23 protein-coding genes are annotated in these 25,021 nt (G+C 40.4%); 11 read left to right on the top strand and 12 right to left on the bottom strand.

Annotated features, from left to right (window positions below; genetic code table 11):
* Nucleotides 1-20: 20 nt before the first annotated feature.
* A complete protein-coding gene (locus AC504W_RS17615) occupies nt 21-1,685 on the bottom strand; it encodes an iron uptake porin (protein WP_494873557.1) in 1,665 nt (554 codons plus the stop codon).
* Between the two features lie 913 nt (nt 1,686-2,598).
* Between AC504W_RS17615 and AC504W_RS17610 the strand changes: the two genes are divergently transcribed.
* The 8 genes from AC504W_RS17610 to AC504W_RS17575 all read left to right on the top strand — a co-directional run bounded on the left by AC504W_RS17610 (nt 2,599) and on the right by AC504W_RS17575 (nt 10,805).
* Complete coding sequence (locus AC504W_RS17610; RefSeq protein ID WP_494873556.1) at nt 2,599-4,224, top strand: FAD-dependent oxidoreductase; 1,626 nt, start codon at nt 2,599-2,601, stop codon at nt 4,222-4,224.
* On the top strand, nt 4,221-4,550 hold the full coding sequence (locus tag AC504W_RS17605) for a 4Fe-4S binding protein (protein ID WP_494873555.1): 330 nt from the start codon (nt 4,221-4,223) through the stop codon (nt 4,548-4,550). The genes AC504W_RS17610 and AC504W_RS17605 overlap by 4 nt, the downstream gene beginning before the upstream one ends.
* Nucleotides 4,551-4,626: 76 nt before the next feature.
* Nucleotides 4,627-5,637 (top strand): ABC transporter substrate-binding protein, encoded by a 1,011-nt coding sequence (locus AC504W_RS17600; protein WP_494873553.1) that lies wholly within the window; start codon nt 4,627-4,629, stop codon nt 5,635-5,637.
* 81 nt (nt 5,638-5,718) lie between these two features.
* Nucleotides 5,719-5,871 carry a hypothetical protein gene (locus AC504W_RS17595; protein WP_494873552.1) on the top strand — a complete coding sequence of 51 codons (153 nt, stop codon included), beginning with the start codon at nt 5,719-5,721 and terminating at the stop codon, nt 5,869-5,871.
* A 142-nt stretch (nt 5,872-6,013) separates the two neighbouring features.
* Nucleotides 6,014-6,838, top strand: a complete 825-nt coding sequence (locus AC504W_RS17590; protein ID WP_494873551.1) for a class I SAM-dependent methyltransferase — start codon at nt 6,014-6,016, stop codon at nt 6,836-6,838.
* Nucleotides 6,839-7,061: 223 nt separating this feature from the next.
* Nucleotides 7,062-8,138 (top strand): aliphatic sulfonate ABC transporter substrate-binding protein, encoded by a 1,077-nt coding sequence (locus AC504W_RS17585; RefSeq protein WP_494873550.1) that lies wholly within the window; start codon nt 7,062-7,064, stop codon nt 8,136-8,138.
* Nucleotides 8,139-8,169: 31 nt separating this feature from the next.
* Complete coding sequence (locus tag AC504W_RS17580) at nt 8,170-9,033, top strand: TauD/TfdA dioxygenase family protein (protein ID WP_494873549.1); 864 nt, start codon at nt 8,170-8,172, stop codon at nt 9,031-9,033.
* 302 nt (nt 9,034-9,335) lie between these two features.
* Nucleotides 9,336-10,805, top strand: a complete 1,470-nt coding sequence (locus AC504W_RS17575; RefSeq protein ID WP_494873548.1) for an energy transducer TonB — start codon at nt 9,336-9,338, stop codon at nt 10,803-10,805.
* Between the two features lie 107 nt (nt 10,806-10,912).
* Here the strand turns inward: AC504W_RS17575 and AC504W_RS17570 are convergent, their stop codons facing one another.
* The 10 genes from AC504W_RS17570 to AC504W_RS17525 form a co-directional block, all read right to left on the bottom strand.
* Nucleotides 10,913-11,467, bottom strand: coding sequence for a hypothetical protein (locus AC504W_RS17570; protein WP_494873547.1), 555 nt, complete (start codon nt 11,465-11,467; stop codon nt 10,913-10,915).
* A gap of 34 nt (nt 11,468-11,501) precedes the next feature.
* Nucleotides 11,502-13,082 (bottom strand): TrbI/VirB10 family protein, encoded by a 1,581-nt coding sequence (locus AC504W_RS17565; RefSeq protein WP_494873546.1) that lies wholly within the window; start codon nt 13,080-13,082, stop codon nt 11,502-11,504.
* Between the two features lie 24 nt (nt 13,083-13,106).
* On the bottom strand, nt 13,107-13,787 hold the full coding sequence (locus AC504W_RS17560) for a hypothetical protein (protein WP_096578453.1): 681 nt from the start codon (nt 13,785-13,787) through the stop codon (nt 13,107-13,109).
* 20 nt (nt 13,788-13,807) lie between these two features.
* Nucleotides 13,808-14,635 carry a hypothetical protein gene (locus AC504W_RS17555; protein ID WP_494873545.1) on the bottom strand — a complete coding sequence of 276 codons (828 nt, stop codon included), beginning with the start codon at nt 14,633-14,635 and terminating at the stop codon, nt 13,808-13,810.
* 40 nt (nt 14,636-14,675) lie between these two features.
* Nucleotides 14,676-15,719: a hypothetical protein gene (locus AC504W_RS17550; protein ID WP_494873544.1), complete on the bottom strand. Its 1,044-nt coding sequence runs from the start codon at nt 15,717-15,719 to the stop codon at nt 14,676-14,678.
* A gap of 29 nt (nt 15,720-15,748) precedes the next feature.
* Entirely contained in the window at nt 15,749-16,549 is an 801-nt protein-coding gene (locus tag AC504W_RS17545) for a hypothetical protein (RefSeq protein WP_494873542.1), read from the bottom strand.
* Nucleotides 16,550-16,583: 34 nt separating this feature from the next.
* Nucleotides 16,584-19,331, bottom strand: coding sequence for a putative type IV secretion/conjugal transfer ATPase (locus AC504W_RS17540; RefSeq protein WP_494873541.1), 2,748 nt, complete (start codon nt 19,329-19,331; stop codon nt 16,584-16,586).
* Nucleotides 19,279-19,656, bottom strand: a complete 378-nt coding sequence (locus AC504W_RS17535; RefSeq protein ID WP_015115253.1) for a hypothetical protein — start codon at nt 19,654-19,656, stop codon at nt 19,279-19,281. The genes AC504W_RS17540 and AC504W_RS17535 overlap by 53 nt, the downstream gene beginning before the upstream one ends.
* Before the next feature lie 4 nt (nt 19,657-19,660).
* Complete coding sequence (locus tag AC504W_RS17530; protein ID WP_494873540.1) at nt 19,661-20,272, bottom strand: hypothetical protein; 612 nt, start codon at nt 20,270-20,272, stop codon at nt 19,661-19,663.
* Between the two features lie 424 nt (nt 20,273-20,696).
* Nucleotides 20,697-20,966: a hypothetical protein gene (locus AC504W_RS17525; protein ID WP_494873539.1), complete on the bottom strand. Its 270-nt coding sequence runs from the start codon at nt 20,964-20,966 to the stop codon at nt 20,697-20,699.
* 369 nt (nt 20,967-21,335) lie between these two features.
* On the opposite strand from AC504W_RS17525, the gene AC504W_RS17520 reads away from it, so the two are divergent.
* Nucleotides 21,336-21,872, top strand: coding sequence for a nucleotidyltransferase family protein (locus AC504W_RS17520; RefSeq protein ID WP_494873538.1), 537 nt, complete (start codon nt 21,336-21,338; stop codon nt 21,870-21,872).
* A gap of 368 nt (nt 21,873-22,240) precedes the next feature.
* Entirely contained in the window at nt 22,241-22,441 is a 201-nt protein-coding gene (locus AC504W_RS17515; RefSeq protein ID WP_096578439.1) for a hypothetical protein, read from the top strand.
* A 211-nt stretch (nt 22,442-22,652) separates the two neighbouring features.
* Here the strand turns inward: AC504W_RS17515 and AC504W_RS17510 are convergent, their stop codons facing one another.
* Nucleotides 22,653-23,324, bottom strand: a complete 672-nt coding sequence (locus tag AC504W_RS17510) for a GntR family transcriptional regulator (RefSeq protein ID WP_494873537.1) — start codon at nt 23,322-23,324, stop codon at nt 22,653-22,655.
* Between the two features lie 85 nt (nt 23,325-23,409).
* Between AC504W_RS17510 and AC504W_RS17505 the strand changes: the two genes are divergently transcribed.
* Nucleotides 23,410-25,017: a 2-isopropylmalate synthase gene (locus AC504W_RS17505; RefSeq protein ID WP_494873536.1), complete on the top strand. Its 1,608-nt coding sequence runs from the start codon at nt 23,410-23,412 to the stop codon at nt 25,015-25,017.
* Nucleotides 25,018-25,021: the final 4 nt, after the last annotated feature.

Raw genomic sequence — 25,021 nt, 5'->3', positions numbered from 1 at the left:
ACAAATTCTGATTTTCTGCTCTAGAAACTAAAGGTAGTCCGTAGCGCACCTACCCAAATAGCATTGTTAGCATCGTTATGTTCTGGACTGGTAATCACATAAAAAGTTGGTGTCACCCGCACATTGTCATTAACTCGAAATGTATAGAAAGCCTCTAAATGTAAAGACGTATCGGGATCTTCTCGACTTGCTGCGTTTGGTCTAGGTCGATAATCGTTGCTGGTAACTTTTGGCGGTACACCAACAATAAATCCACCGACGTTACCCTCTTTAAATAAGTCTGGAAAAGCCAAGGTGAGTGCGCCATTTATGATTGTCGCATCATTATTAGGGCCGCTTTCTTGATGAGCTAGTGTATAACCAAACCAACCACCGACAACAAAGCGGCGACTTGCTCTCCAGTTAAATTGCAGCCCAAAATTATCGGTTGAGGTGGAGTTTTGCTCAAACGGATTTCTAGCGAAAGCACTACCTGTACCACCAGTTAGGTTAAACCCAGTTCTAGTCCCAAAATATTTATGTACGTAAGCAAGACCAATATCTAACTGACGGCTAGGTGATATGGTCAGTTGACTAAATATGATGTTATTGGCATCAGCAAATCCGTTACCTTCACCACTGGCTCTACTTGCCTGAGTGTTATCTGCTGTGTAAGCTAAACTCAATTGCACTTGATTGCTAAATTTATATCCTAAAGCCGCACCCGCACCGTCAAAACCAGGTCTATAAACGGTCGGGTTAAAGGTGGCAAATCGAGAAACAGCGCCATTTAAACCGCCAATAGAAGAGTTTAAGGTTGGAGCATAGATAGCTGGTTGCAATGCCCTCGGCCCTACCCAAATAGTGGCATTTTTACCAAAAGGAAAACGGTAGACTAACTGGCTCAGATATACTCCTTCCTCAGTACCCTGATCAAATGTAAAGCGGGTCATGGCTGTGCCAGTACTGCTAGTCAAGTTAGGAATAGTGTTGCTTGATAAGATAGTTGAGAGTTGATCTTTACCCGTGAAGCTGGTTTGTAAGATTAACCGAGAGCGATAACCAAAAACGGTTTGAGTGTCGTCTTTGGTATCATTAGCTGGGCGATTATTGGCGCGATCGCCAAAGGTGTCAGCCACTATAAATACTGCATCACCCAGTAGTTTGGTAGTAGTAGAAAACTGATTGGCTTCTACTTCCGCAGTCCGCGCTTCTAAGCTATCTAGTCTCGCGCGTAATTGTTGTAGTTCTGGGGCAAATTCGGCTTGCAGCTTTTGTAAGGTCTCTAAATCTTCTTTTTTAACTAAATCAGCCGTATTAGAAGCAATTAATTCACTGAGGCGGTCAAGTGCTGCATTTAACCCAGCGGCAAATTCATAGCGAGTTAACGCACGATTCCCTTTGAATGTGCCATCTGGATAGCCGGCGATCGCACCGTAGCGCTCAACTAAAGATTGTAATGCCTGAAATGCCCAATCTGTCGGTCTAACATCAGATAGTTGCGACACTGATGTGACTTGTCCTGTGATTTCGGTTGGTGAATTAGCCGATTCTTGGTCTTGAGTAACTACAGGTGTAGGCGAAATAATTTTTGTTGGTACAGTCTCCTGTGTTGTAACATCTGCATTCGCTACTGAAGGTAAAAATAAAAGTCCATAAAAAACTGTAGGGATAACTAGCAAATAGTTCCACAAAAACTTAGACATGGGTTGTTTCTCGCACAATCTGGATTTATGTTCTGGCAAAAGGTCATAGAACCTGATTTAAGAGCAAACATGGATATAGAACATTCCAGGAATTTCTCTTTTCCAGTTTGCTTGATTGAAATATTTACTTGTTAGTTATCAATCTACTTCTTCTTGAATTCACAACAGATTCTTGATAGCTACTATCTCTGATTAGTAAGAGCTATCTTTTGGAAATTCTCCAGCCTAACTTGATTCTGGCAATATTCTTTAATTTTATGAGTCATTTAATTCAACTACAATGAATAAATCAAAGAATATTGTTGATGACTAATTTTTTCGGATTTTATAGTGTATTTGTCAAGCTAAATTTTTGAATTTTTATGCGAATTTTATGACAAATCAACAGTGGCTTGATATCAGCATGTATTTTTTATTGAAAATTTTTAACTGGCATAATTCAGTTTGTAAATCTGGTGATATTATCTCGGAATATCTACTTACTAGCGGTTTTCCTTAACTCAGCTATTCCTTGAGTCAGATTAGCCCTGATGTAGAAATAGCCTTAATTGTGGTTTATCGTTGATGATAGATAAGCAAACAACGGTAAATCGATAGATATTATGTTGTTAAAGATTACTCTTGTGATGTTTGCATAAACTAATGTAAAAAGCAAGCCCTTTTTATAGGCATAAAGATTGCTTCATATAACGTTACTTAGAAATTGATTTAAGAGGCTTGCTTTTTTTAGAGAACCATGAGAGACTTCGTTATGGCTAAACTACGGTAAACTGGTCAAGTTACCGTAGTAATTTACAAGTAAATCTGCTGGCAATCAGCCACAAAAACTGACAAGCTAAGGCTGTTAGTAAGCAGTTAGGCAAATAGGGAAAAATTTTCTCCGGTGTGCAGCTATCGAAGGGAGAGAAGGTTAATGTTGAAGACGTTAGTAAATAATTTTGCACTCAATTTACAAGCAGATGTACTTGTAATTGGTGGTGGCCCAGCAGGTACATGGGCTGCATTGAGTGCTGTGTCTGGTGGGGCGAGGGTGGTATTAGTAGACAAAGGCTACTGTGGCACGTCGGGATGTGCGGCGGCTTCTGGCAATGGAGTTTGGTATGTACCGCCCGAAGCAGAAGCGCGAGAAACTGCGATGGCGAGCAGAGAATCATTGGGGGGATTCTTAGCCAACCGCCGTTGGATGAAGCGTGTTTTGGATCAGACATTTACGAACGTCAACTTATTAGCTGAGTGGGGTTATCCTTTTCCCACTGATGATCAAGGTAAACCTTATCGGCGATCGCTCCAAGGCCCAGAATATATGCGGCTAATGCGGCGACAAATTCAACGCGCTGGAGTAAAAATATTAGACCACAGCCCCGCCTTAGAACTGCTAGTAGATGAAGAAGGCAAAGTTGCAGGCGCAACTGGGATTAACCGTCAAACTAGTGAAAAATGGAGAGTAATATCAGGAGCAACTATCATCGCCACCGGTGGTTGTGCATTCTTGAGCAAAGCGTTAGGGTGCAACATCCTAACTGGGGATGGTTACTTGATGGCGGCAGAAGCAGGTGCCGAAATGTCGGGTATGGAGTTTTCCAATGCTTACGGCATCTCTCCTGCCTTTTCCTCAGTCACCAAAACCCTCTTCTACAACTGGGCTACCTTTACCTACGAAGATGGCACGCCAATACCCGGCGCAGGTTCCCAACGTGGCCGCTCTGTCATTGCTGAAACCTTACTGCAACAGCCAGTTTACGCCATTTTAGATCAAGCTTCCGAACAGATGCGCTCATCTATGCGGTTAGCACAGCCCAACTTTTTCTTACCCTTTGACCGAGCGCGAATAGACCCATTTACCCAACGTTTCCGCATTACCTTACGCCTAGAAGGTACAGTGCGCGGTACAGGGGGAATTCGGATTCTTGATGAAACCTGCGCCGCTTCTGTACCAGGACTCTATGCAGCTGGTGATGCTGCTACCCGCGAACTAATTTGTGGTGGGTTTACAGGTGGTGGTAGCCATAATGCAGCTTGGGCGATTTCCTCCGGTTATTGGGCCGGCAATTCTGCTGCCGAGTACGCCTTCAATTTAGGACAGCAATCACATCAACGCCAGGTTCATGGTGTGGGTGAAGCAGTGTTGCAGCCAAAAGCCGACAACTCTTTTAGTCCAAACATCAACGAATTCATCCAAGCAGTACAAACAGAAGTCTTCCCCTACAATCGCAATTATTTCCGCACAGAAAAAGGCTTATCTGATTCTCTTTCCCGCCTAAATAGCTTGTGGCAGATTATCCGCGATACCCATATAGAAGACAGTCAACTCATCCGAGCGCGAGAAGCCGCCGCAATGGTAGCTACAGCACGATGGATGTACAGCAGTGCCTTGGAACGCAAAGAAACACGAGGAATGCACAAACATCAAGACTATCCCCAACAAGATGCTAATCAACAACATTACTTAATTAGTGGTGGTCTAGATCAAGTTTGGGTAAAAACTCAACCACTCAGCAACACCAATAAATCTTTATTAACAACAGGAGTAGCAGCGTGATTGAGTTAGTCAGCGCGTCACGCTGCATTCAGTGTAATCTCTGCGTTAACGTTTGCCCTACTAACGTGTTTGATCCTGTACCTGATGCACCGCCCACAATCGCACGTCAGAGTGATTGTCAAACCTGCTTTATGTGCGAATTGTATTGCCCTGTTGACGCTCTTTATGTATCACCAGACACCGAGCTACAAACCTCAGTCAACGAAGCAGAGTTGGCGGAAGCAGGTTTACTTGGTAGTTACCGCAAAAATATCGGTTGGGGAAAAAAACAAACTTCCAGCGCCAAAACCGATCAAACATTTCAAGTTTTAAAACAGATGAAATGAGGAGAAAACAATATTCAGAATCCTGAATGATTGCTCCTAACGTCTGAATTTCTATGCCACAACGGAGAAAGTAGATATGTTGTCGTTTGCAGTAGGGACTGGTTTTATCAGTCAAAGAAAAATATCAACTGTAGTTGTTTGTTTCCTGCTGCTACTAACAACAGCGTGTAGTCAAGGGAGTAATAATTCTAGAGTCCAAGCTGAAAATGTTAGCCCTACCACAACTACCTTACGCATAGGCTATGTGGGTAGTGCAGAACCTACAGGGCCACTAGGTTGGGCAAAAAAACAGGGAATATTAGAACGAGAACTACAAAAATCTGGATTTCAAAACGTTACCTTTGCCAGATTTGGTAACGGGCCAGATTTAAATGAGTCTCTGGTTGCAGGACAGATAGATGTGGGTTTTTTAGGGGATACACCAGCTATAGTTTTGAAAGCTAGGGGTATTCATACCAAGTTGTTGCGAATTACTCAATTTAATAACACTGCTTGGCTAGTAGCGAAAAAAAATGGGGCAAATTCTTTAACTGAGCTTAAAGGACAGAAAGTAGCTACCCAAAAAGGTTCATATATGCACCGTTACCTGTTGGGTCTACTAGATCAGACTAAACTTGCTAAAGAAGTCAAAGTTGTTCACTTAATGAGTACTGAGGCCAAGTCTGCTTTAGAACGTGGTGACATTGCAGCTTATGCAACTTCTAGCGATATGGGGCCTTTTCTCAAATCCCAAGGGTTTCCGGTGATTGATTCATCAGCAGATCACAATGGTTTGTCGGGGACATCATTAGTGGTCGCAACGGACAAGTTTCTCGCCCAAAAGCCGGATTTTCCTCAGAAATTCAACACAATCCTGACAACATCCGTCAAAGATTTAAAAGCTAACTCCGAAGAATATTACAAATATCACGCCGAGACTAGTAAATATCCAGTCAACATTATCAAGACATCGTACCCACTTAATCAAGTTCCTGAAGAACCATTTCCATCTGAAGGAGTGAAACTCTTAGAAGGTACGAAAAATTTTCTGGTATCGCAAAAGTTAGCGCAGTCAGATTTTGCTTTATCAGATTGGATGGTGAAATAATTTGGCATCATTTCTAGTCTGAGTTAAAAAACATTACCATCTCCGCCATGTACTGAAAAATATACAATCGGGATTATTCCGATGACTATTGCATTAGAACGCCCGAAAAAATCTAAATCGGCGCAGATTAGGGAAAAATTGGGTTATCACATCATTGATCCTGATGTCCATCCGCAAGAATTTTCACCCGCTTTTTTAGACTATTTAGAGCAAGTTGCACACGGCGTGAATTAGGAAATAGTAAGTCAAAAGTAAAACATACCTTTGCCTTTTCTCTTTTTACTTTTGACTTCAATACAGTTGTCTACTCGTTAACTCTAGGGTGGACATGATTAAATGTCCATCCTATTTTCCTAACTTGAAAGGAAATTGCATAATGGTACAAGCATTAAAAACCCTTCCTAATTATGACCCAACCTTATTTGAAGGTGCGGCGGAAGGTTACGCTCAGTACAGAACTAAATATCCACCTGCTTTATTTGAGAAATTAACAGAAATATTTAAGCTTAACGGTCAAGGCAGACTTTTAGATTTAGGTTGTGGCCCAGGATTAATTGCTATTCCTTTGCGGACTCAATTTGTAGAGGTAATTGCGATAGATCCTTCTTCAGAAATGTTGCAAGAAGCGCAACGCCAAGCAGCCGCAGTGGAAGCAAATAATATAACTTGGCTAGAACAAGGAGCAGAACTGATTGACTCTAGTTTAGGGGAATTTAAATTAGTCACAATCGGTAGAGCTTTTCATTGGATGGAGCGAGAATTAGTATTAGCAAAAATTTATGAGCTACTTGCTGATGATGGTGGATTAGCACTGATTAATACTAATGAGAATCCCTGGTCAAGTAACCTTCCGTGGAAACAAGCTGCTATTGGTGTTGTGAAAAAATGGCTAGGTGAAGAACGTCGCACTGGAAAAAGAGGACAAGGTGTTCGTAAACCAGTAGATCCGCCGCATGAAGTGGTAATTGCTAATTCTGCTTTTGCTCGTCAAGAAGTGTTTGAAGTTCCATTTCAAAAAACTTGGACAGTCTCTAGTTACCTTGGCTATTTATACACTACAGCTTTTGCATTGAAGATTTTCTTTGGTGATAATGCTCCAAAATTTGAAGCAGATTTACAAGCAGCATTACTAGAAGTTGAACCTTCCGGAGAGTTCAGCGAAGAAATCACCGCTAATATTTTGGTAGCTTTGAAGAATTAATCCACAAATTTAAAATTAAGCAAGAAAAGCGGGTTATTTCTATTGCTTACCGCAAATTTTTCAAGTTTGCCTCCTAAAAGTTGATTGAGTTTTCAGTCCCTCATCGAGTCAGAGTGGGTATTACCCACTCTCTTTCCTAAATAAAATATTTAAATTGAGTTATAAATTCTCAAAGTAAATAACTACAAATTTTTCTATCCATATTTTTTCCGTAAAAGAGCTTATGCCAGGTTTTCCAACAAAATTTAATTTTTGGCAACGTTTAAAAATAGCCCGTCGTTCTCTACTATTTATAGTTGGTTACTGTTTGGTACTATCAACTACTCTGTTGAGTTGTAACGCATCTTCTGATAATACTCAACAGCAAGCAAGCGCACCAAGTAATGCTGCAAAACAAGTAGTAAGAATTGTCCGGTCAAAGCAACTTTCTGCACTAGCGGTTTTAGAAAAGCAAGGTAATTTAGAAAAAAGATTAGAACCATTGGGTTTTAAAGTAGAGTGGCCGGAATTTGCTGCTGGGCCGCAACAGTTAGAGGCGCTCAATGCTAACGGACTTGACATTGCTTCTACAGCAGAATCACCTCCAATATTTGCACAAGCAGCAGGAACACCTCTTGTGTATCTAGCTACTACATCTTTTAGCGGTAAAGCTGTCTCGCTGTTAGTTCCCACAAACTCTCCTGTGAAAGCTATTGCTGATTTAAAAGGTAAAAAAGTTGCTTTTCAAAAAGCATCAATTGGTCACTATCTTTTAGTTAAAGCATTAGAATCAGTAGGACTAAAATTAAGTGATGTGCAGTCAGTTTTCTTACCACCTCCAGATGCTAATGTAGCCTTTAGTCAAGGTAAAGTTGATGGTTGGTTTATCTGGGAACCATTTGTGACTAGAGCCGAACAAAAGAAAGTTGGTCGGGTGTTGGTAGATGGTGGTAATTTGCGAGATACAGGCAATTTTTACTCGACTACAAAACAGTTTTATCAAGCACATCCTGATGTGATTAAAGCATTTTTAGAAGAGCTAGAAAAAGCTGATCTTTGGACTAAAGAACATCGTGAAGAAGTAGCGCAGTTATTAGCTCCAGTTACTCAGCTTGATGTACCTACTCTCGAAATTATGCACGCTAAGTATGACTATGGTCTGCGACCAATTACTGAGCAAGTGATTGCTAAACAACAAGAAGTTGCTGATAAATGGTACAGCTTGGGTCAAATACCTAAGAAAGTGAATGTCAGAGATGGATTTTTGACTCCCGAAGAATACGCCAAAATCACTCCCTCGGATGTGTTAGCGAAAAAGTAAGAAAGTTTCTAGTTAAAAGTGAGGAGATGTTATGCCAACATTAACGTTAACAGAAGTAAAAGTTACGCCGCTTAATGCGCCTTTGGGTGCGGTAGTAACTGGGTTGGATGCTAGTCAACCTGTTACACCAGAAGTAATTTTACAACTGAAGCAAACTTTGCGCGATCGCCACATTTTAATCTTCAAAAATCAAAAGCTGACAGATGAGCAACTGTTGAATTTTGCATATTACTTTGGCGACCTATATGTACCACCAGATGATGTTCCTGTGTTGGCTTCTCAACCAGGTGTCACTCCTGTAGTGATTAACGTTTCTAATGTCGATGGTGGTTATACAGGTACGGGAGAATTAGCCTTCCATTCCGACCACCATTGGACTCCCCGTCCTTCTGCTGGTTCGTTGCTTTATGCTTTGGAAGTTCCCAGCCAAGGTGGTGATACTTATTGGTTAAACCTCAATTTGGCTTATGAAACTTTGGATGAAGCAACTAAACGCCGAATTGCAGATTTACAGTTAATTACCTACAATCCATTTTTACGGGAACGTAACGCACCCAAAACTAAATATCGTCTTGACCGCAATATTCCGTTAATTAGTCCTGTTTTCCCTCATCCTCTGGTCAGAACACATCCTGAAAGCGGTAAAAAAATACTTTATTTGGACTATGCTACAGAAGTTGAAGTCGTCGGTTTAGAACCAGAAGAGGGTGCAGAACTCATCGAACAGTTGCGAGAACATTTAAATCAGCCGCAGTTTTACTACCAACATAAATGGTCTGTCGGTGATATTGTTTTTTGGGACAATCAAGCTACTTTACACTACCGTCAAGCGTTTGATGCAAATGAGCGCCGAGTCATGAAGCGCGTTAGCCTTGCGGGTAGCCGTCCTTTCTAGATTTTAATTTACCAGGTACTGCGTGATTTTTTTGGAGTAGCACAACCTACTCCAATTTTTTATTTATCTAAGTCAAGTGATAGTTTTTGTCAAATACTGTTCACCTTAATTGATATTTATTTTCTCAAAGTATATTGTTCTTAACAGAAGTAATATCTTGCAAAAGCTGAATTTTCCTAAAAATCTCAATTAGCAAGAGTCTTGTAGCTCTGAAAAAGCAACTTAGTCAGAATTTTTGGCTTGATATTTGTAAAAGGTCATTATAAGATTACAGGGTTTAGTGATAATAGGTGGCAATAACTATGAGCTTTTCCAGCATTGCTGTTGAGCAACGTTCTAAAGAAGCTCAGGCTCTGAGGTTTTTTCTAGGTTACAGTTTGGTGGGTTCCCTGGCATTGCATATTGCCCTACTAGGTTCTGGTATAGGCAACTTTTTGGCAAGAGTACCTGTAGACGGAGATAATGAACCCATAGAAATAGCGATCGCTGATACTCCGGCTCCAGAAATAGAAAAAACTCCGATAGAAGAAAAACAGGAACCGCCTGATCAAGTTGTGTCTCGGACTGAAACTCAGATTCCCGAAAAGTCACCTGTTATTCCTCAACAACAGTCAATAGCGATCGCTCCAGTCCAGAAATTTGTTGAAAAGCCTCAAACTCAGCCTGTTCAACGGCAACCAAAGCAAACCGTCCCATCAGATAAACCTTCAACCACTACTACTTCCAAAACTACACAAACATCTACAAACACTGGTGGTAGTTCTAGTACTACATCTGAATCAACCAGCACTAATAACGGTGGCAGTTCAGGATCGAGTGGTGGCACGGGAATTTTAACTGGGAGTGGGAGTGGTGTAGGTGTTGGTAGTGGCAGTGGTACTGGCACTGGTATCGGTAATGGTAATGGCACAGGTACAGGTACTGGCACAGGTACTGGCAGTGGCAGTGGTACTGGCACTGGCATCGGTAATGGTAATGGTACAGGTACTGGTACAGGCACTGGTACTGGTAATGCTAATCCAGTAGCAGTAGCTCCAAGGCAACCAAAAATTGAAGCACCAACCAATCGTAGTAATGGTAATGGCCGTGCTGCCTGCCGTCAGTGCGATAATAAATATCCAGAACAAGCAAGACGACGCGGTATTGAAGGGAATGTTGGTGTTGCAGTTGATACAGATGCTAGTGGTAATGTAACTAATGTCAGATTAACCCGTTCAAGTGGCAACCGAGAGCTAGACGAAGCGCATCTCAGACAAGCCCGTGAATGGAAACTGAAGCCGAGTGAGGCTGGTAGACAAGGAGTATCAATTGAAACTAATTATGCTATCCGAGGCTCACGACGATATCGAGAAGCTCAAGAACGCAAGCGACAAAGACAAGCCAGAGAAGCGGAACAAAGAAATCAACCAACAGCCACAGCTAATCAAAGTGAAGCTAGTGAAACTCCTAGACGCAGGCGGCGTTTAACATCGGGAACTATTGTTGATGTTCCTCCAGAAACAAGGCAGAGACGAGAATCAGCATCTACATCAGAAAATACTCCGCTGCGTCGTCAGTTGCGTCAACGGACAAACAGGAATACGTCACAGCCACGCCCAAGCGAAGCAGCCACATCCAGTGGTGAAAATAATGCACCAAAAGTGCGTCGTCGCCGCCGTCCAGATTCTGCGGCAAATTCTGATAGTAGTAGTAAGTTGCGGAATGCTTTGCGCCGTTCTCGACCACAATCTGAGTCTGCGCCTGCTGCGGCTCCCTCAGAGCCAAAGAATTAATGAATAATATTGTGTTCTAGTTATGGCAGTTGCTGAATAGATTTTTATCATGGTAAGAGCGTAAATCCTTGCGCTCTTACCTGTGTATTGTGTGGTTTTTGCAGTTTTCACCGAGGATTTTTGAGACAAGGAGATTGCCCATCGGTGGAAGATTCATCACCATAAATTGCTAAAGTATGATATCCAGGATCAGAATCTGTATAAAGTACTCGAAAAGTGTATAGCTTACTTTTACCTTGCCCTTCTGTAATCACTGTTAAAAGTGTTTTATCTGTGTTTGGCAGTCCGGGAATTTTTAGTTTAGGAATGCGCCTCATTTGAATGACATTGGCGGCGGAGTTTTTACAATCTCCAGAATTGAAATTTTGATTTTGCCCAAACTGGGTACAGACTGGCCCATCAAAATCTATGGTTACTTGTGATGGGTCATTTAACCAAACTTTTTTAATTGTTTCGCCAGCTGGTAAAAAGCTTAAATTTGTACCCTGTACATAAGAAACTGTGATAGTTGGCACTACGCCACTTAAACCTTGTGCTTGACAGGAAAGCATAGAACGCAAAACTACATTCTGGGCTATGGCTCGGCCAGCCAATAATATAATTCCAGATGAAATAATTACGGAGGCCAGAGAGAAAAAATTAGGGGCGTTGGCATTTTTCATGACTGCGATCGCTAAACTAAGTCAAGATTAAAAATTAAAACTGTAGTTGTTGATTAACGTATACCTCAACTTCTTTACCAGCAGCTATAAACCACACGTTAGTTTGTTGGGTTAATTGGGCAATTGCCTGTTGATTACGTTGGGAAATTTGGGGAATTACAGAGTTAAACCCACCTTCTAATACCCCAGCTAAAAGGTTACGTCGGGGATTAGTATTACTTACAATCGTACCTGTAGCAGTTGTTGTGACAACTTGAGCCTCTGTACGGTTAAATAACTCTGCGGCTTTACCAATACCACCCAAGACAAATAACCCTAAATCCATGCTTGCAATAGCTCCACTGGCATTAGGAAATTTATTTGCTATTAAAGGTCTACCTCTAACACCACGAATAATAATCGCATTTTTGGGTAAGGTTGTTTCTGTCAAAACACCGTCTTTTTGCGAGACAATTTTTGTGACATTTAACTGTAACAGACCTTGATCAGACAGAGATTTAATTTCCGCCAATAACTCAGTTTTTGCTGGAATCGCAACCTGACCATCGATAGATTTTAAAGGTTGTTTTAATTGAATGACAAAGACATTTTTATCTTCATCATCATCTTTGTCATTACCTCTGGTTCTAGTAGTTTCTCCAAAAATGGCTGTAGCTACCACAGCCTTAGTACTAGTACCCACAGCTACAGTTTTCGGGCCTTGAGTTTGTCCTGGGCTAAGTCCAGGATTAGTCTGAGGTTGTGGTTGAGTTTGGGGTTGTGTTACTTCTGGCGAGGTCACAGTATTGTTGTTGTTGGCTGGAGGAACTTGACTGATATTCACTCCGGATGTTCCAGTTGTCGAAACCTGACCATAACTGCCTAATTTAGCTAACTTTGCCCATTCTTGCAGCGGATCTGGTGGAGCAGGTGGAGTGTTAACTACTGGTTGTGGTGGTGGAGAAAATTCTGGGACTGTGCGACTTTCGGGGATAGCTGGTACAACAGCAGGCCTTTCTATAGCCGGATTAATTGGACGGGGAATATACACTACCTGGGCTGGTGTTTGCACTGCTGGGCGAACATTTCTGACTGTGGCTGTGCGGTTAGGTCTGGTATCTACTGACGAAACTAATCTGACTGGATTTCTGAGACTTTGTTGAGAGGCTGTTACTTCATCTGCTTGTTCAGCGAGAGCTAATTTTGTTTTTAAGTCTTCAATTTCTTGTTGTAAGTCTTGCTGGCGGGTAGTAGTGGCGGTTGTGGATGGAGTGGGAACAGAAACAGGATTGCTATTTGACTTTTGACTGCTACCACTCATAAGTTGAGATAAAAAACCACCAGCTAATAAAACTACTACTAAGGTGGCGGAGCCGACTAAAGTTAATTTGGCAAAAGGATTTGCAGATAGAGGTTGGGTGTGTTTAATTTCTGGCGGTTCAGTAGTCAAAGCCTCTGGAATGTCTGTCTCTTCTGTGGCTTCGACATTCACAGTTTTTGATTCGTCTTCAAAACCTACTAATCTAGCGATTTTTGATTCCCAATCGGCAGATTCTGTTTGTTTTTGTGAATCAGTCTGAGGGCGATTCACAAGATTTTGAGAAGAAAGTTCTGAAGAAATGGAATAAGAAGTCATGGTATATAGTTTTGGTGATAATGTTTAAGAACAATTTTTGTCTTTTATGTCACATATATTGTAAATTTCTAATCTCGCTTCGCCAAGGCGGTAAGCAGCTAAATGCCAAGACAGTGGTTTGTCTGGTAATGATGTTAATGCTTCATCGACAACTCGGACTAAAATTTGTTTATTAAAAGGACTTGATTGTCCTAGTTTGTCATAATTGGTAAAACTTAATTGATGAGCATACACTTCTAATTTCCAAGCTCCCTCTGTTATTTTAGTAGGCTGGGAAATACTATCAATTACTAATACATATTCACTTCCTTTATTAATATTTTGGAATTGTGAGCCTGATTTTAAATTTGTCAGTTCTAAAAGTAGTTTTTGTTTAATGTTATTAGATACCATCTGAGAACTAATATCCCAAGCTGTTTGCGGTGGTTGTTGTTCTGACCAAGTAAGCATGAGGCTTATGGTTTCCCCAACAAACCGCCGAATTGTTTCGGGATATCTTTCAATGCTTGGTTTAGGATCTACTGTGATGGCTTGACCGTCTATAAGTTGTACTAAACTTTGTGGTGTTAATTGTTGTTTCAGCGCCTGTAACATTGACCCATGAAACATTAATAGCAGTAAGGCAAATACATTTAAGCCGAATGTGGCGACGGCAAATAAAGGTAAAATGTTGCTTTTTTTGTTTTCTGTTTTGAGTATTTGCATGAATACTATTTATATAAAATTTACCTTAGAAAACTACTGATTGGTTTCTGATTGAGACATTGATTAGTTTTATCTTCTGGGTTATTGTATTCATCTATTAAACATAAATTCCGAATTTCATAAATTTCTAATTTGTCTGTACGCGTGCTATATATGGCTTTTTGTAGGTCTGTACTATTTTCATTAAGAGGATAGGGAAAATAATCTACTGCACGAACTAATAAATCTTTATTAAATGCTGTGACTCTTCGACGATTGTCAGAACGTTTGGTTTGTACTAAGTCAGCTACCATCCCTACACGCCATTTACCTGGAGCGATTTTTTGAGGCGGATAGAGGCGTTTGATGACTAACTGGGCGGTGATGCTTTGGCTGGTGTTGTTGGCAAAGACTTCTGGGGGTGTTAGTTCGGCGATCGCACTTAATAAACCTTTACGAAAATCTTCAGCAATAGCAAAACTAGCTATCCATGTGCTAGTTGTGACGTTTCTATTACCACCTTTGACAGTCCGCACCTGTATTCCTGGATCGGGTTTAGGTTTAGCGACTTCTTCAATAGTTTGGGGGGGTAAGTTTCCTGACCAGTTAAACATGGTGGTCATGGTTTTACTGACAAATCTGCTAATCGTTTCGGTGTCCCTTTCTAAGTCATCAGTTGCGCTAGGTGACTTACCATCAATCATCTGTACAAAGTTAGGTGGTTTTCTCAGACTCAGTTGGCGGATATTTAAGCCTTGAATAATAAATAAAGTTAACACTAATATTTGCAAACTGAAAGTAGCGATCGCAAAAGTTGTCAATACACTTCCTGTTTGTTTTTGTTGTCTTTTTTTAAGTAAATTGACCATACGATCACCTGCTAAGAATTCAGAAGTCAGGAGTCAGAATTCAGATTCGATTCTTCACCAAAGTTTCAGTATTACTAATAGCGCTAAAAACTGCAAACCCTCCTGCCGCAGCTAAAAACAACGATAACAACGGTGCTAAAATTCCTAAAAAGATAATAAACCACATTAAATCAGGGCTGGCATTGATATCTTGTCCCGGCCCGTTAATAATTACTGCTGCTGTTAATGCTGCAACAATATTAAACGAAATTTTAGCAATTCCCGCCGCTAAAAACCCTGTCATCCAAGCAAAAATCGGCTTTCCCGCCCCAGGTAATAATGAAGCGCCTACGGCTATGGGGCCTAAAGCTGCTATCAATAACATCGTAGCTTCTAGTAAATTTTGAAAAGCATATTGTAGTGAAATTAAAAAGTTTTTAATAGTTGTTTGTCCTGTATTGCCTAACAGTGCATTAAATGCGGTATCAGTAATAATTCCTGTACCAAATTTAATTTGATTAACTTGATTCTCTAATCTATCTATCCAAGTTCTATTACCGTATCTATTTCTATATTCTTGCCATAGGTCATCAATTTGTTCAGTGGCTTTATTCAAACAGTCAGTTTGTTGTTGACCAGTGAGTGCTTGACAAGGACGCAGTAACGAACCTGCTACCTCTTCCGCTACACTCATGTTGATTGCTTGCTGATAAGTTTGTTCTGTATCTGCTGTGGTAACTACTTGCTGATTCACTACATTGATAAAATTTCTCACCCCTAAAGTGAGGTTAGAAAGCACGCTTCCACCGCCAGGGTTACTTAATAAAACTACGACAACAAAAGGCCAAATTAAGCCAGATATGGGGCGAGAATATTCACTATAAATTACATCCTTTAGCCATTGCACCATAAAAAATAACAGCGTACCAACGGCAAAGAACACACCTAAATTTGTGATAGCTCCATATAAGTTATTACTGGTGTTATTTTGTAATAACTCTACCCATTGTTTATCCCAACTTTCAGCGATACTTTTAGCTGTTGTTGCTCCATTTTCAAGGGTATCTGTAATGCCTGGAAAAGCTTGTAAAATATAAAGCTGCATTTTAATTTACATTTTTTTATGATTAATGATCATGGTTCGCGCCCAAACAAATCTATTTGAGCCGAAGTCCGTAAAAGTCTGGCGGCTTCTGCTGCTGAATCAACCCGACGAGCGCGGTTTGTTTCTTCAACTTGCTGAGAAATATTCGCTAAATTTAAATTTGAGTATTGTATTGTTTGGTTTGTTTGGATTGTTTGAGCGAGATTTTCTGCGTTAATTTTTGCTTGTTCTTGGAGGATTTTAACGGTTTGTAAGTCTATATTCGCTTGGCATAAACCACCTGCTGTACCACCAGGCGCTACACCTGCTGTACTACCCTGTAAACCTCTTTCCAACATCTGACATGCCTGCTCTATAAGTCCATCTGCAAAACTACTCCTATCAGCATCTTCAACTGACTTAGCAATTCTTTCTATACTTCTTTCCGTATCTTCTAATTTAGTTTTTAGGCGTGTTTGTCCTTCTCTACCCAAAACACCAGATACAGCACCACGAGTAACTATGCGATTTAGTTCGTTACTCACCCCGGCACCATTGACTGCGGAATTATTTTCATATCTTCCTGATATGGAGTTAATCTCAATCTCGTTGCGTACTTGTTTACCAGCAGCAACTGGATCTGGTAGATTCAATTCGCCACTGGAATTACTGAGCGCACCTTGAGTTCTAATATCTAGTGGTCGGAAAGTTTCATTCACATTATTTCTGAGATAATTTTGTAAATCTACAGAATAGTATTGAAAATCAGTCCAGACCTTACCTAGTTGTGCCATTGCGGGCAGAATTAATAAACTAGAAAAAACTAATGTCAATAAAGTTGTTTTACTCATAAATTTTTACCTATATCTAAGATTAATTGCTAATTTATCCACTCCGCAGCGAAGCTAATAACTGACGAGCAAAGATAGAAATTGCTTCGTATTTATCACTATGTTGTTGCATTGCTTTTCTCCGAGCAGTTTGCTCATTGGGGTTATTAGCAACTACCGCTAATTGTTCGTAACCTGGATAGTAACGGCAAAATGTATAAATGCCGTTATCATCTAATAACCATTGGCTGTAAACTCCTTCTTTGCGCGGGAAAAAGCTTTCAGAAGCATTACGGGCAATAATATCGCGGGGATATTTCAAAATACTGACGAAGCTATCAACTGCAACTGGTTGGATACGACCGATGAGTCTGGTGGATAGGTTTTGCAGAATTTTGGATGAGGCTTTGGATTTAGCGATGGTATCGGGGTCTTGGGCTGATAAGATGACGCGAATCCCGGCTTTGGCACCGTTGGCACAAATTCTGCCTACTAAGTCGGCAATTTGGTCAAATTCAAACAGAATTGGCGCTTCATCAATAAAGAAGATAGACGCTGGGCTACTTAAGGCGCGGCGCAAAGCGGCAGAATAGGCGCTTAAGGAGAGGACGGCTGCATCTTCGTTATCAGCGAGGTTTCGCAGGGCAAAAACTAGCAGTTGAGCATCGGTGGGAAAGCTGGATGGTGAGGAAATTGCTTGTCCTACACGACTGGATAGCCAAAACCGTAAGCGTAGTTGAATTTGACTGAGCGCATCTTCGACTCGACCACTCACAGAATCGAGACGCAGATGTTCTGGTGAACAGAAATAGAGGAAATCGTTTAAAGTTGGGGTTTTTTGCCATTCTGGGCTACCAAATCCCCCATTAATGGCGAGGCGATATCGTTCTTGAATACCTTCATCAGCAAAGAAGGCTCCCAATGCTAGGTTGAGGAGAGAACGCACTGTTTGAGAGAGGAGTTGATTTTCGGTAGATGAGCCTAAGACCATTGTCATTAAGGCTGATTCGAGAAAGGCGACATAATCGAGAAGGCGATCGCGTTGTTCTTCGGGAGAGAGCGATCGCAAATCTGGTTGTTCAAATAAGTTATTCGATTGTTTGGAAATATCAAAGTACGCCCCATTCCCTTCCATAAACTCGGTATAGTCGGTGAATGTAGATGACCCATCTGGTTTAGGGAAATCTAAGGCCACAACCGGAATATTATGGGCTAAAGCTTGGGTTAAAATTCCCGATACCAACACTGATTTCCCTGCACGGGTAGTAGCAAACAGCGCTAAGTTTTTGTGTTGGTTAAACATATCTAAATGTATGGGTGTGCCGCCTTCTTCAGCAATTAATTCAAAGCCATATTTATCGCCGGCTTTGGTCATTACTAAAGGCATTAATCCTGGCACTTCACTGGTTAAATACAACTGTCGGCGGTTAAAGGGTTTAACTAACAATCCTTCCCACACTATGGGTAAAGATTGCAGCCAAACTTTCCAAGCATATTCTGTTTCTCGTATTACCTGGGCTGGACGTTGAAAACAGTTTTCAATATATCTGATGGCTTCATCTAATTTTGCCTGGCTGGGACGATGCACAAAAATGGCAATTCCCGCGTGAATCGGTACGGCTCCTTCATACAATTGTTCTTGGGCGGCGACCGATTTTTTTAATTTTAATTGGGCGTTGACATCAATTGTTTTACTTTTTTCTTGTGCCAAAAGTGCTGAGACATTTGATTGTTTCAATACCCTTTGTAATGTTGTTTTGACAATTGCAGGATTGGCGGCTGTTAACTGGCAAAAAATTTCTGTATCCACTACAGTTTCTCTCGCCAGGAGTTCCCATAAGTACCGCAGTTGCGAAAATTTATTCGGCCAACCACCTGGTTTTTCGAGAAAAGCCATCGCACCGATGTAATGATTGTTGATGTTCACCCAGCGGCGATCGGCACAAGGGACACTAGATTCCATCAGCAAGGTTGTACTGTGGATATTCTCAACCAGCAATTTACTACTAGCTAAGTCGGAATTAACTTGTTCGTGTAATCCAGTTTCATCTAATGTGAGTAATTGGGGAATTTCTATGGGTGGTGTATCGTTAAATCTCAACCAGACTTCTTCCCAAAGTTCCTCTGCATTTAAGGGTTTAATATCTAACCCCATTTTATTAGATAATATTTGTTCCCAACGGCAAAAACCTTGTTTATAAGCGTCGGTAATAACAGTTTCAATCCGTTGATTTTCTATTTCTTCGAGTTCACCTTTAAATTTTAACCACCACGATTCTGCTCTCGCCAATAGTTTTTCAATCCAATCATCGGCATTGGTAGAATTTGGTTCTACAGTATAAGTTACATATATTCGCAGAAATTTTGGCTTACGAATACCAGAAGTAGTCAGTTCTCTAATTCTGGCTCGTTCTGCCATAACTAAATATTTAATATCATTCGATGGAGAACGTTTGATTAAATCTGCTAGTTCTTGTTGTCGGTGTTTATCTGAACTAAAAGACCCTATATGTAAGGTCATTCTTTCACCTTCGGGGATATCTTTTAGTCCAGATTCAATATTATTAAATATAGTATTTATTTGTTCAGATCTTAAAGTCGTATGGATGCCTTTACATTCAAAGCCAAAGACAAAGCAAAATCTATCTCTTTGAGTTCCTTTCGCCAAAATATAAGCGCCAAGATCACGTCCATCTACTCCAATGCGTAGCATTGTTGCTAGGTGTAAAGCATCTTCAAATGGAGTTAATCTACTTTCGTTTCCTGGGGTACCGATGCTTTTTTTTCCGATTTTTTGCTTCATGATTAATTTCCAGCAAGCTTTGATAACGAGCAAAGCCTCTAGTCCAAGTGGGAACTCCGATAAATTTACTTAAAAAACGCCAACTCCTACCACCAGATAATATCCACCAAGTTGCTATTCCCCAACCTGCTATTAAAAATGTCCACAACCATTTTTGAAATTCATCGGCGAATAAGCCACCGAAAACGCCATTAACAATAAAGTATGCAGTTAGGGCAATTACTAACCAAGGAAAAATTTGATCGGCAGGAATTGGCCCTAATGATGGTTGTGCGCCTAAAATTTGATTGACTGGACGAAAATCTTGCTCCCGTTCTTCAGACATAGAATTAATTACCAATTATGAAGCCTGTCATAACATCGGCAATTGTGACAGCTAAGACAACTAATAAAGGGGTTCTGGCAATACTTTGCCAATCTTCGTCTTTTCGCACTGCGTTAATTACCCCAATCAACGAAACTGCAATATAAAGCAAGTAAATGCCTCGCAAGACGTTAAATATTAAACTAACTGCTGTTTCTGTACCGCCACTATTAGTAGTTGAGCCTTGTACTAAGTTAGTTTTGAAAAACCTTTCGGCTTTGCCAAAAAATTGTGCTTGTGCTGGGGCGGCTAAGTAATCTAACCAAAATAAACTCAGAATGACGACTGGTGCCAATATTTGTAGTGCTATGCGCCAGCGTTGCGGTAAATTGACTTGTTGCCCAATTTGTTGTATTGATATAACAATTAAACTGCCAATTAATAAACAAAAAAGTAGGAATGGGCTTTTTAAGCTGATAACGCTCAAAAATACGGCGCAAGCCAGTAAAAATGGCACTGATTCCAGGAAGGTAATGCGCCAAAATTTTAAGGTAGCCTGAATATTAGGTAATTTTTTCACAGCGCTATTATTTACAAGTTTACGAATGTTGTCTGCTCGATCACCCTGTCTAGACATTTGTGAATTTCCTGAGTTATTTATTAAATAATTTTAGTTGTTGCTTACTGAAAACCATGTTAATTTATCACAAATAATGGCTCATATAATAGAAATTATGTACTAACAGTATGATATGTATTCATGTTCTTATTAATTATTAAGAACAAGTTAACCAATTCTTAATATCGGGTAAAATACCGAACTTTTTATATTCTTTTCAATATTTTGCTTTGACCGACAATTATTTTCTCTAATTTGAACAAGTTCACAATTAATTGCTTCAATCACAACTTTTATCTCCTCTAAAAGTTACTAATCATAAAATTTGTAGCATTAAATATGCTTTTTTTTGCCTGGATAAATGCTAGACAGTTAAAAAATTTGTGATTAATACTTTAGTCATTGCACCTGTATAACTCCAGATGTGTACTGAAATAGAAAGCTAGTGTAATTGTGCAACAGTTGTCAATGAGGATGGTAGATGCTGTTTGCTGAAGTAATGGCTAATTTTTACACAGCGATCGCCTCGGCTTTGATTACCAATGGCAGATAACCACTGTCGAGTTAATCTGTTATTATGCTTAGATATGAGACTCAACTTTAGAACTTTTTCATCAACGAGCGATCGCCTGTGATACTGGTTGTAATTATCAGTAAAAGAGCTTTGCTCTACGTGATTACCCGCAATTTTATTGAGGTTGATGTGGAGCATTGGCACGTTTTTGTTAAAGAACTCTAATTTGTCAGTAATTTTGTCAAGTCTAGCACAATCGGGACTGTATTTTTTACACAAAAAGAATAAACGATTTGCTTTTTTATTTAACTAACCCGCCAATTAGCAACATTCGGCAACTTAAGCCTACACTGATGCCTAGCACAGTTGTAATCGGGAAATTTACGGTGAATGGCTAACAGAGAATTTTAATTTCATCTAGTAAACTACTGAATTAATTGCAATTTTTCCGCAAATAACAGCAGCTTCAGTTCGGTATTTATGAAAATTATCAAAAAATATAGATGAGAGTTTTCTTTGTGTCAGAGATAACTCATAATATCTTCACATTCTAGCTGATAATTCTCGATGAATCCGAATACTCATTTACAAATAATTTTAACTGACACACCTATCGGTACTGTATTACCGGCGATCGCTCAAACTAACCTACCTGACTGGTGGTTAGCTGGGGGTGCAGTCCGCAATAGCGTTTGGCGAGCAATATTTGGCGAAGACTGTGCGTTAGTCATCAATGACTTTGATATCGCCTTCTTTGATGAAGCTGGTAGCCGTTCCCAGGAACTATCTGCACAAACCAGCCTCACGGCAAAATTCCCTAACTATAAGTTTGATGTCAAAAATCAAGCGAGTTTTGCTCGGTGGCGTTCAGGCAAGCGTCCTTATACTAGTACAAAAGATGGAGTGCAAGATTGGTTACACACAGCAACTGCTGTTGCTGTCAGGTTAAATACCCAAGGAGAATGGGAATTTTTTACACCTTACGGATTAGATGATTTGTTTGCTGGCATTATTCGACCAACACCCGCACATATTCATAACCCAGATGCTCATAACAAAGCATCAACATTTCTCGCCAAGTGTCCCCATCTGAGATTGGCATAATTATAGTTCACCAAGAGCAAATTATGATTCCTATGAAAGGTCATGGTGTAATGCACTATCTCACCAAATAAAGTAAATCAATTATTTATAGCAATTGATAAATTCTGACAGATTGTTGAGAAAACGACTATGCGCTAAATAAGTAATTCATTTTTATGATTTGTTACCTATATATTAACTTTGAAACATTTGTTAATTAAAGGAATCATGTTTTGTTGAGCTATTAAGTAGTGATCAGTATTAACTCTTAATGCAAGTTTCCTAATAGTTTTGATAAAGAATTGTATTGTTAATCAAACAGATACTTATCGGTATTCATATACTGGATATTAATTTCCACAAAGTGCTATTTGCACTAGGAGGTTCCAATGGTTCACACTTTTGAAGTGTTGGTTGACATTAAGGAATATACCGATCAAGCCAACAATAGCTATCAATGCGGAACGTCAAGATACGAGATTAGCGCTGAGTCAAGAGAAAAGGCAGATGGTATGGCAAGGGTTCAGGCCAGAAGTGAACATCCAAAAGGCACTGAATATGATGTTAGAGTAACCAGACTTCTCAAATAAATTACAGTCTGGATTCAACAATAAATTTATTAATTGTTCTCTGTTTCCCAGTATTAATAAATAATTCTTAGTTGTGTAATCTTCCAAACAATAACCTTGATGTTGATTACAAAAATTTGTTGCCTATGTAAATTTTGATAAAAGTTGCAACAAATTAATCTCTGCATCATTGCGGGAATATTGCATCACTTTTTAAGTAGCACTATCACTTTCAAGATTTTTGCAGTAAGTAACTAACTAACTGTTCACCTGCGGTATCGATGTGGCGTTTTAGTAACCGCACGGCAGTTTTTGTATCTCGCTGTTTGCAAGCATCTAAAAGTTGATAGTGTTCTTTTTGAGAACGTTTTTGATAATCCATTTGTGCCATCTGCACACGCACATAGCGATCGCAATTTATATGCAGGTTTTTCACCATTGCCAATAGTCGCGGACGTTCAGCGCTGGTGTAAAGTGTGGCGTGAAATTCCCAGTTAAGTTGCGCCAACAAACTTACATCGGTGGTTTGATCAGTTTTTTCGAGAATTACTGCTGCTTTTTCTAAATCTGCTGTGCTTAATTTCGGGATTGCCAATTGTAGTGCTTTCACTTCCAAAGCACTACGAATCTCACAAATTTCTTGCGCTTCATTTGCTGTGAGAACCGATACCATTGCACCACGATTGAGATGCAGTATCACTAAACCTTCCGCTTCTAATTGACGCAAAGCTTCCCGCACAGGAATGCGACTCACGCCAAATTGTGTGGCGATTTCATCTTGTCTAAGAGATTGTCCTTCTTGAAAAATGCCACGTAAAATCGCTTCCCGCAAGGCATCGGCAATTAAATCAGGGGTGCTGCGTTGTTGTTGCAGCACATTGGCTGCTAAATCATTTAAGTTCATATTTTATATTGTATACAATTTTAGAAATATTGTATACAATATCCAAGGTTACAAATAATTCCCTTAACCAAACGGGAGACTATTTATGAGCATTGCATCTCAAGCAACAGACCGAGTTATCATCTTCGACACCACCTTACGAGATGGCGAACAATCTCCAGGCGCAACCCTGAATGTAGAAGAGAAATTAGCGATCGCTCATCAACTAGCTCTCCTGGGTGTGGATGTGATCGAAGCGGGTTTTGCCGTTGCTAGTCCGGGAGATTTTCAAGCCGTCAAAACCATTGCTGAACAAGTAGGAAAAGTAGACGGGCCAATAATTTGCAGTTTAGCCAGAGCCACTCGTAAAGATATTCAAGCCGCCGCCGAAGCCTTAAAGCCAGCCGCACATCCACGCATTCACACAATGATTTCCACATCTGATATTCACTTGCAATATCAGTTGAAAAAGTCGCGCAGTGAAGTATTAGCGATCGCCCAAGAAATGGTTGCATTCGCTAAATCTTTTGTAGAAGATGTCGAATTCTCACCAATGGATGCTAGTCGGACAGAACCAGAATTTTTGTATCAGGTATTGGAGGTAGCGATCGCCGCAGGTGCAACTACAATCAATATTCCTGATACCGTCGGTTACTGCACACCCAAGGAAATGGGAATTCTCATCCAAGGGATTCGGAAAAATGTGCCGAATATTGACCAAGTGATTCTTTCCATTCACACCCAAAATGACTTGGGTTTGGCAACAGCCAATGCCTTCGCAGCCATAGAACATGGCGTGCGTCAAGTAGAATGCACAATTAACGGCATTGGTGAACGTGCCGGAAATGCTGCATTAGAAGAAATTGTTATGGCCTTGCAAGTGCGGAAACATTACTTCAATCCGTACTTTGGCCGTCCTGTTGATGCTGATGCACCACTCACCAACGTTAAAACCCAGGAGATTTACAAAACGTCTTCCTTAGTTTCCCAATTCACCGGAATGTTGATTCAGCCGAATAAAGCAATTGTAGGAGCAAATGCCTTCGCCCATGAATCAGGCATTCATCAAGATGGCATCATCAAGCATCGCCAAACCTACGAAATCATGGAAGCTGCATCCATTGGATTGCCAGAAAATCGTATCGTTTTAGGTAAACACTCAGGACGAAATGCTTTTCGTACAAGGTTGAAAGAATTAGGCTTGGAACTGAATGAAGCCGACTTGAACAAAGCCTTCAACCGCTTTAAAGAAGTTGCAGACAAGAAAAAAGAGATATCTGATTGGGATTTAGAAGCGATCGTGCGGGATGAAAGCCAAAATCAAGCCGAAAGCGGCTTTCAACTCGAACACGTCCAAGTAATTTGCGGTGACTGCACTTGTCCCACAGCAACCATTACAATTGTCACTCCCGATGGCAAAATTCTCACAGATGCCAGCGTCGGTACAGGGCCAGTGGATGCAGTCTATCAAGTAATCAACCGCTTAGTACAGATTCCCAATCAATTAATTGAATTTTCTGTGCAATCTGTAACTGGCGGAATTGATGCTTTAGGAACAGTCACAATTCGCTTGAGATATCAAGATAAGATATTTTCTGGACAAGCATCTGATACAGATATTGTCGTAGCCGCAGCGTACGCCCATCTCCACGCTGTAAATCGCCTTTATCGTTACTTGCAAACTCAGAAAATTCCGGCTCAAGTGAGCGAGTAGAAAT

It is taken from the genome of Nostoc sp. C96 (genome assembly GCF_059384975.1).
Note: the sequence above shows the minus strand (reverse complement) of the source record. Positions and strands in the feature narration are given on the sequence as shown.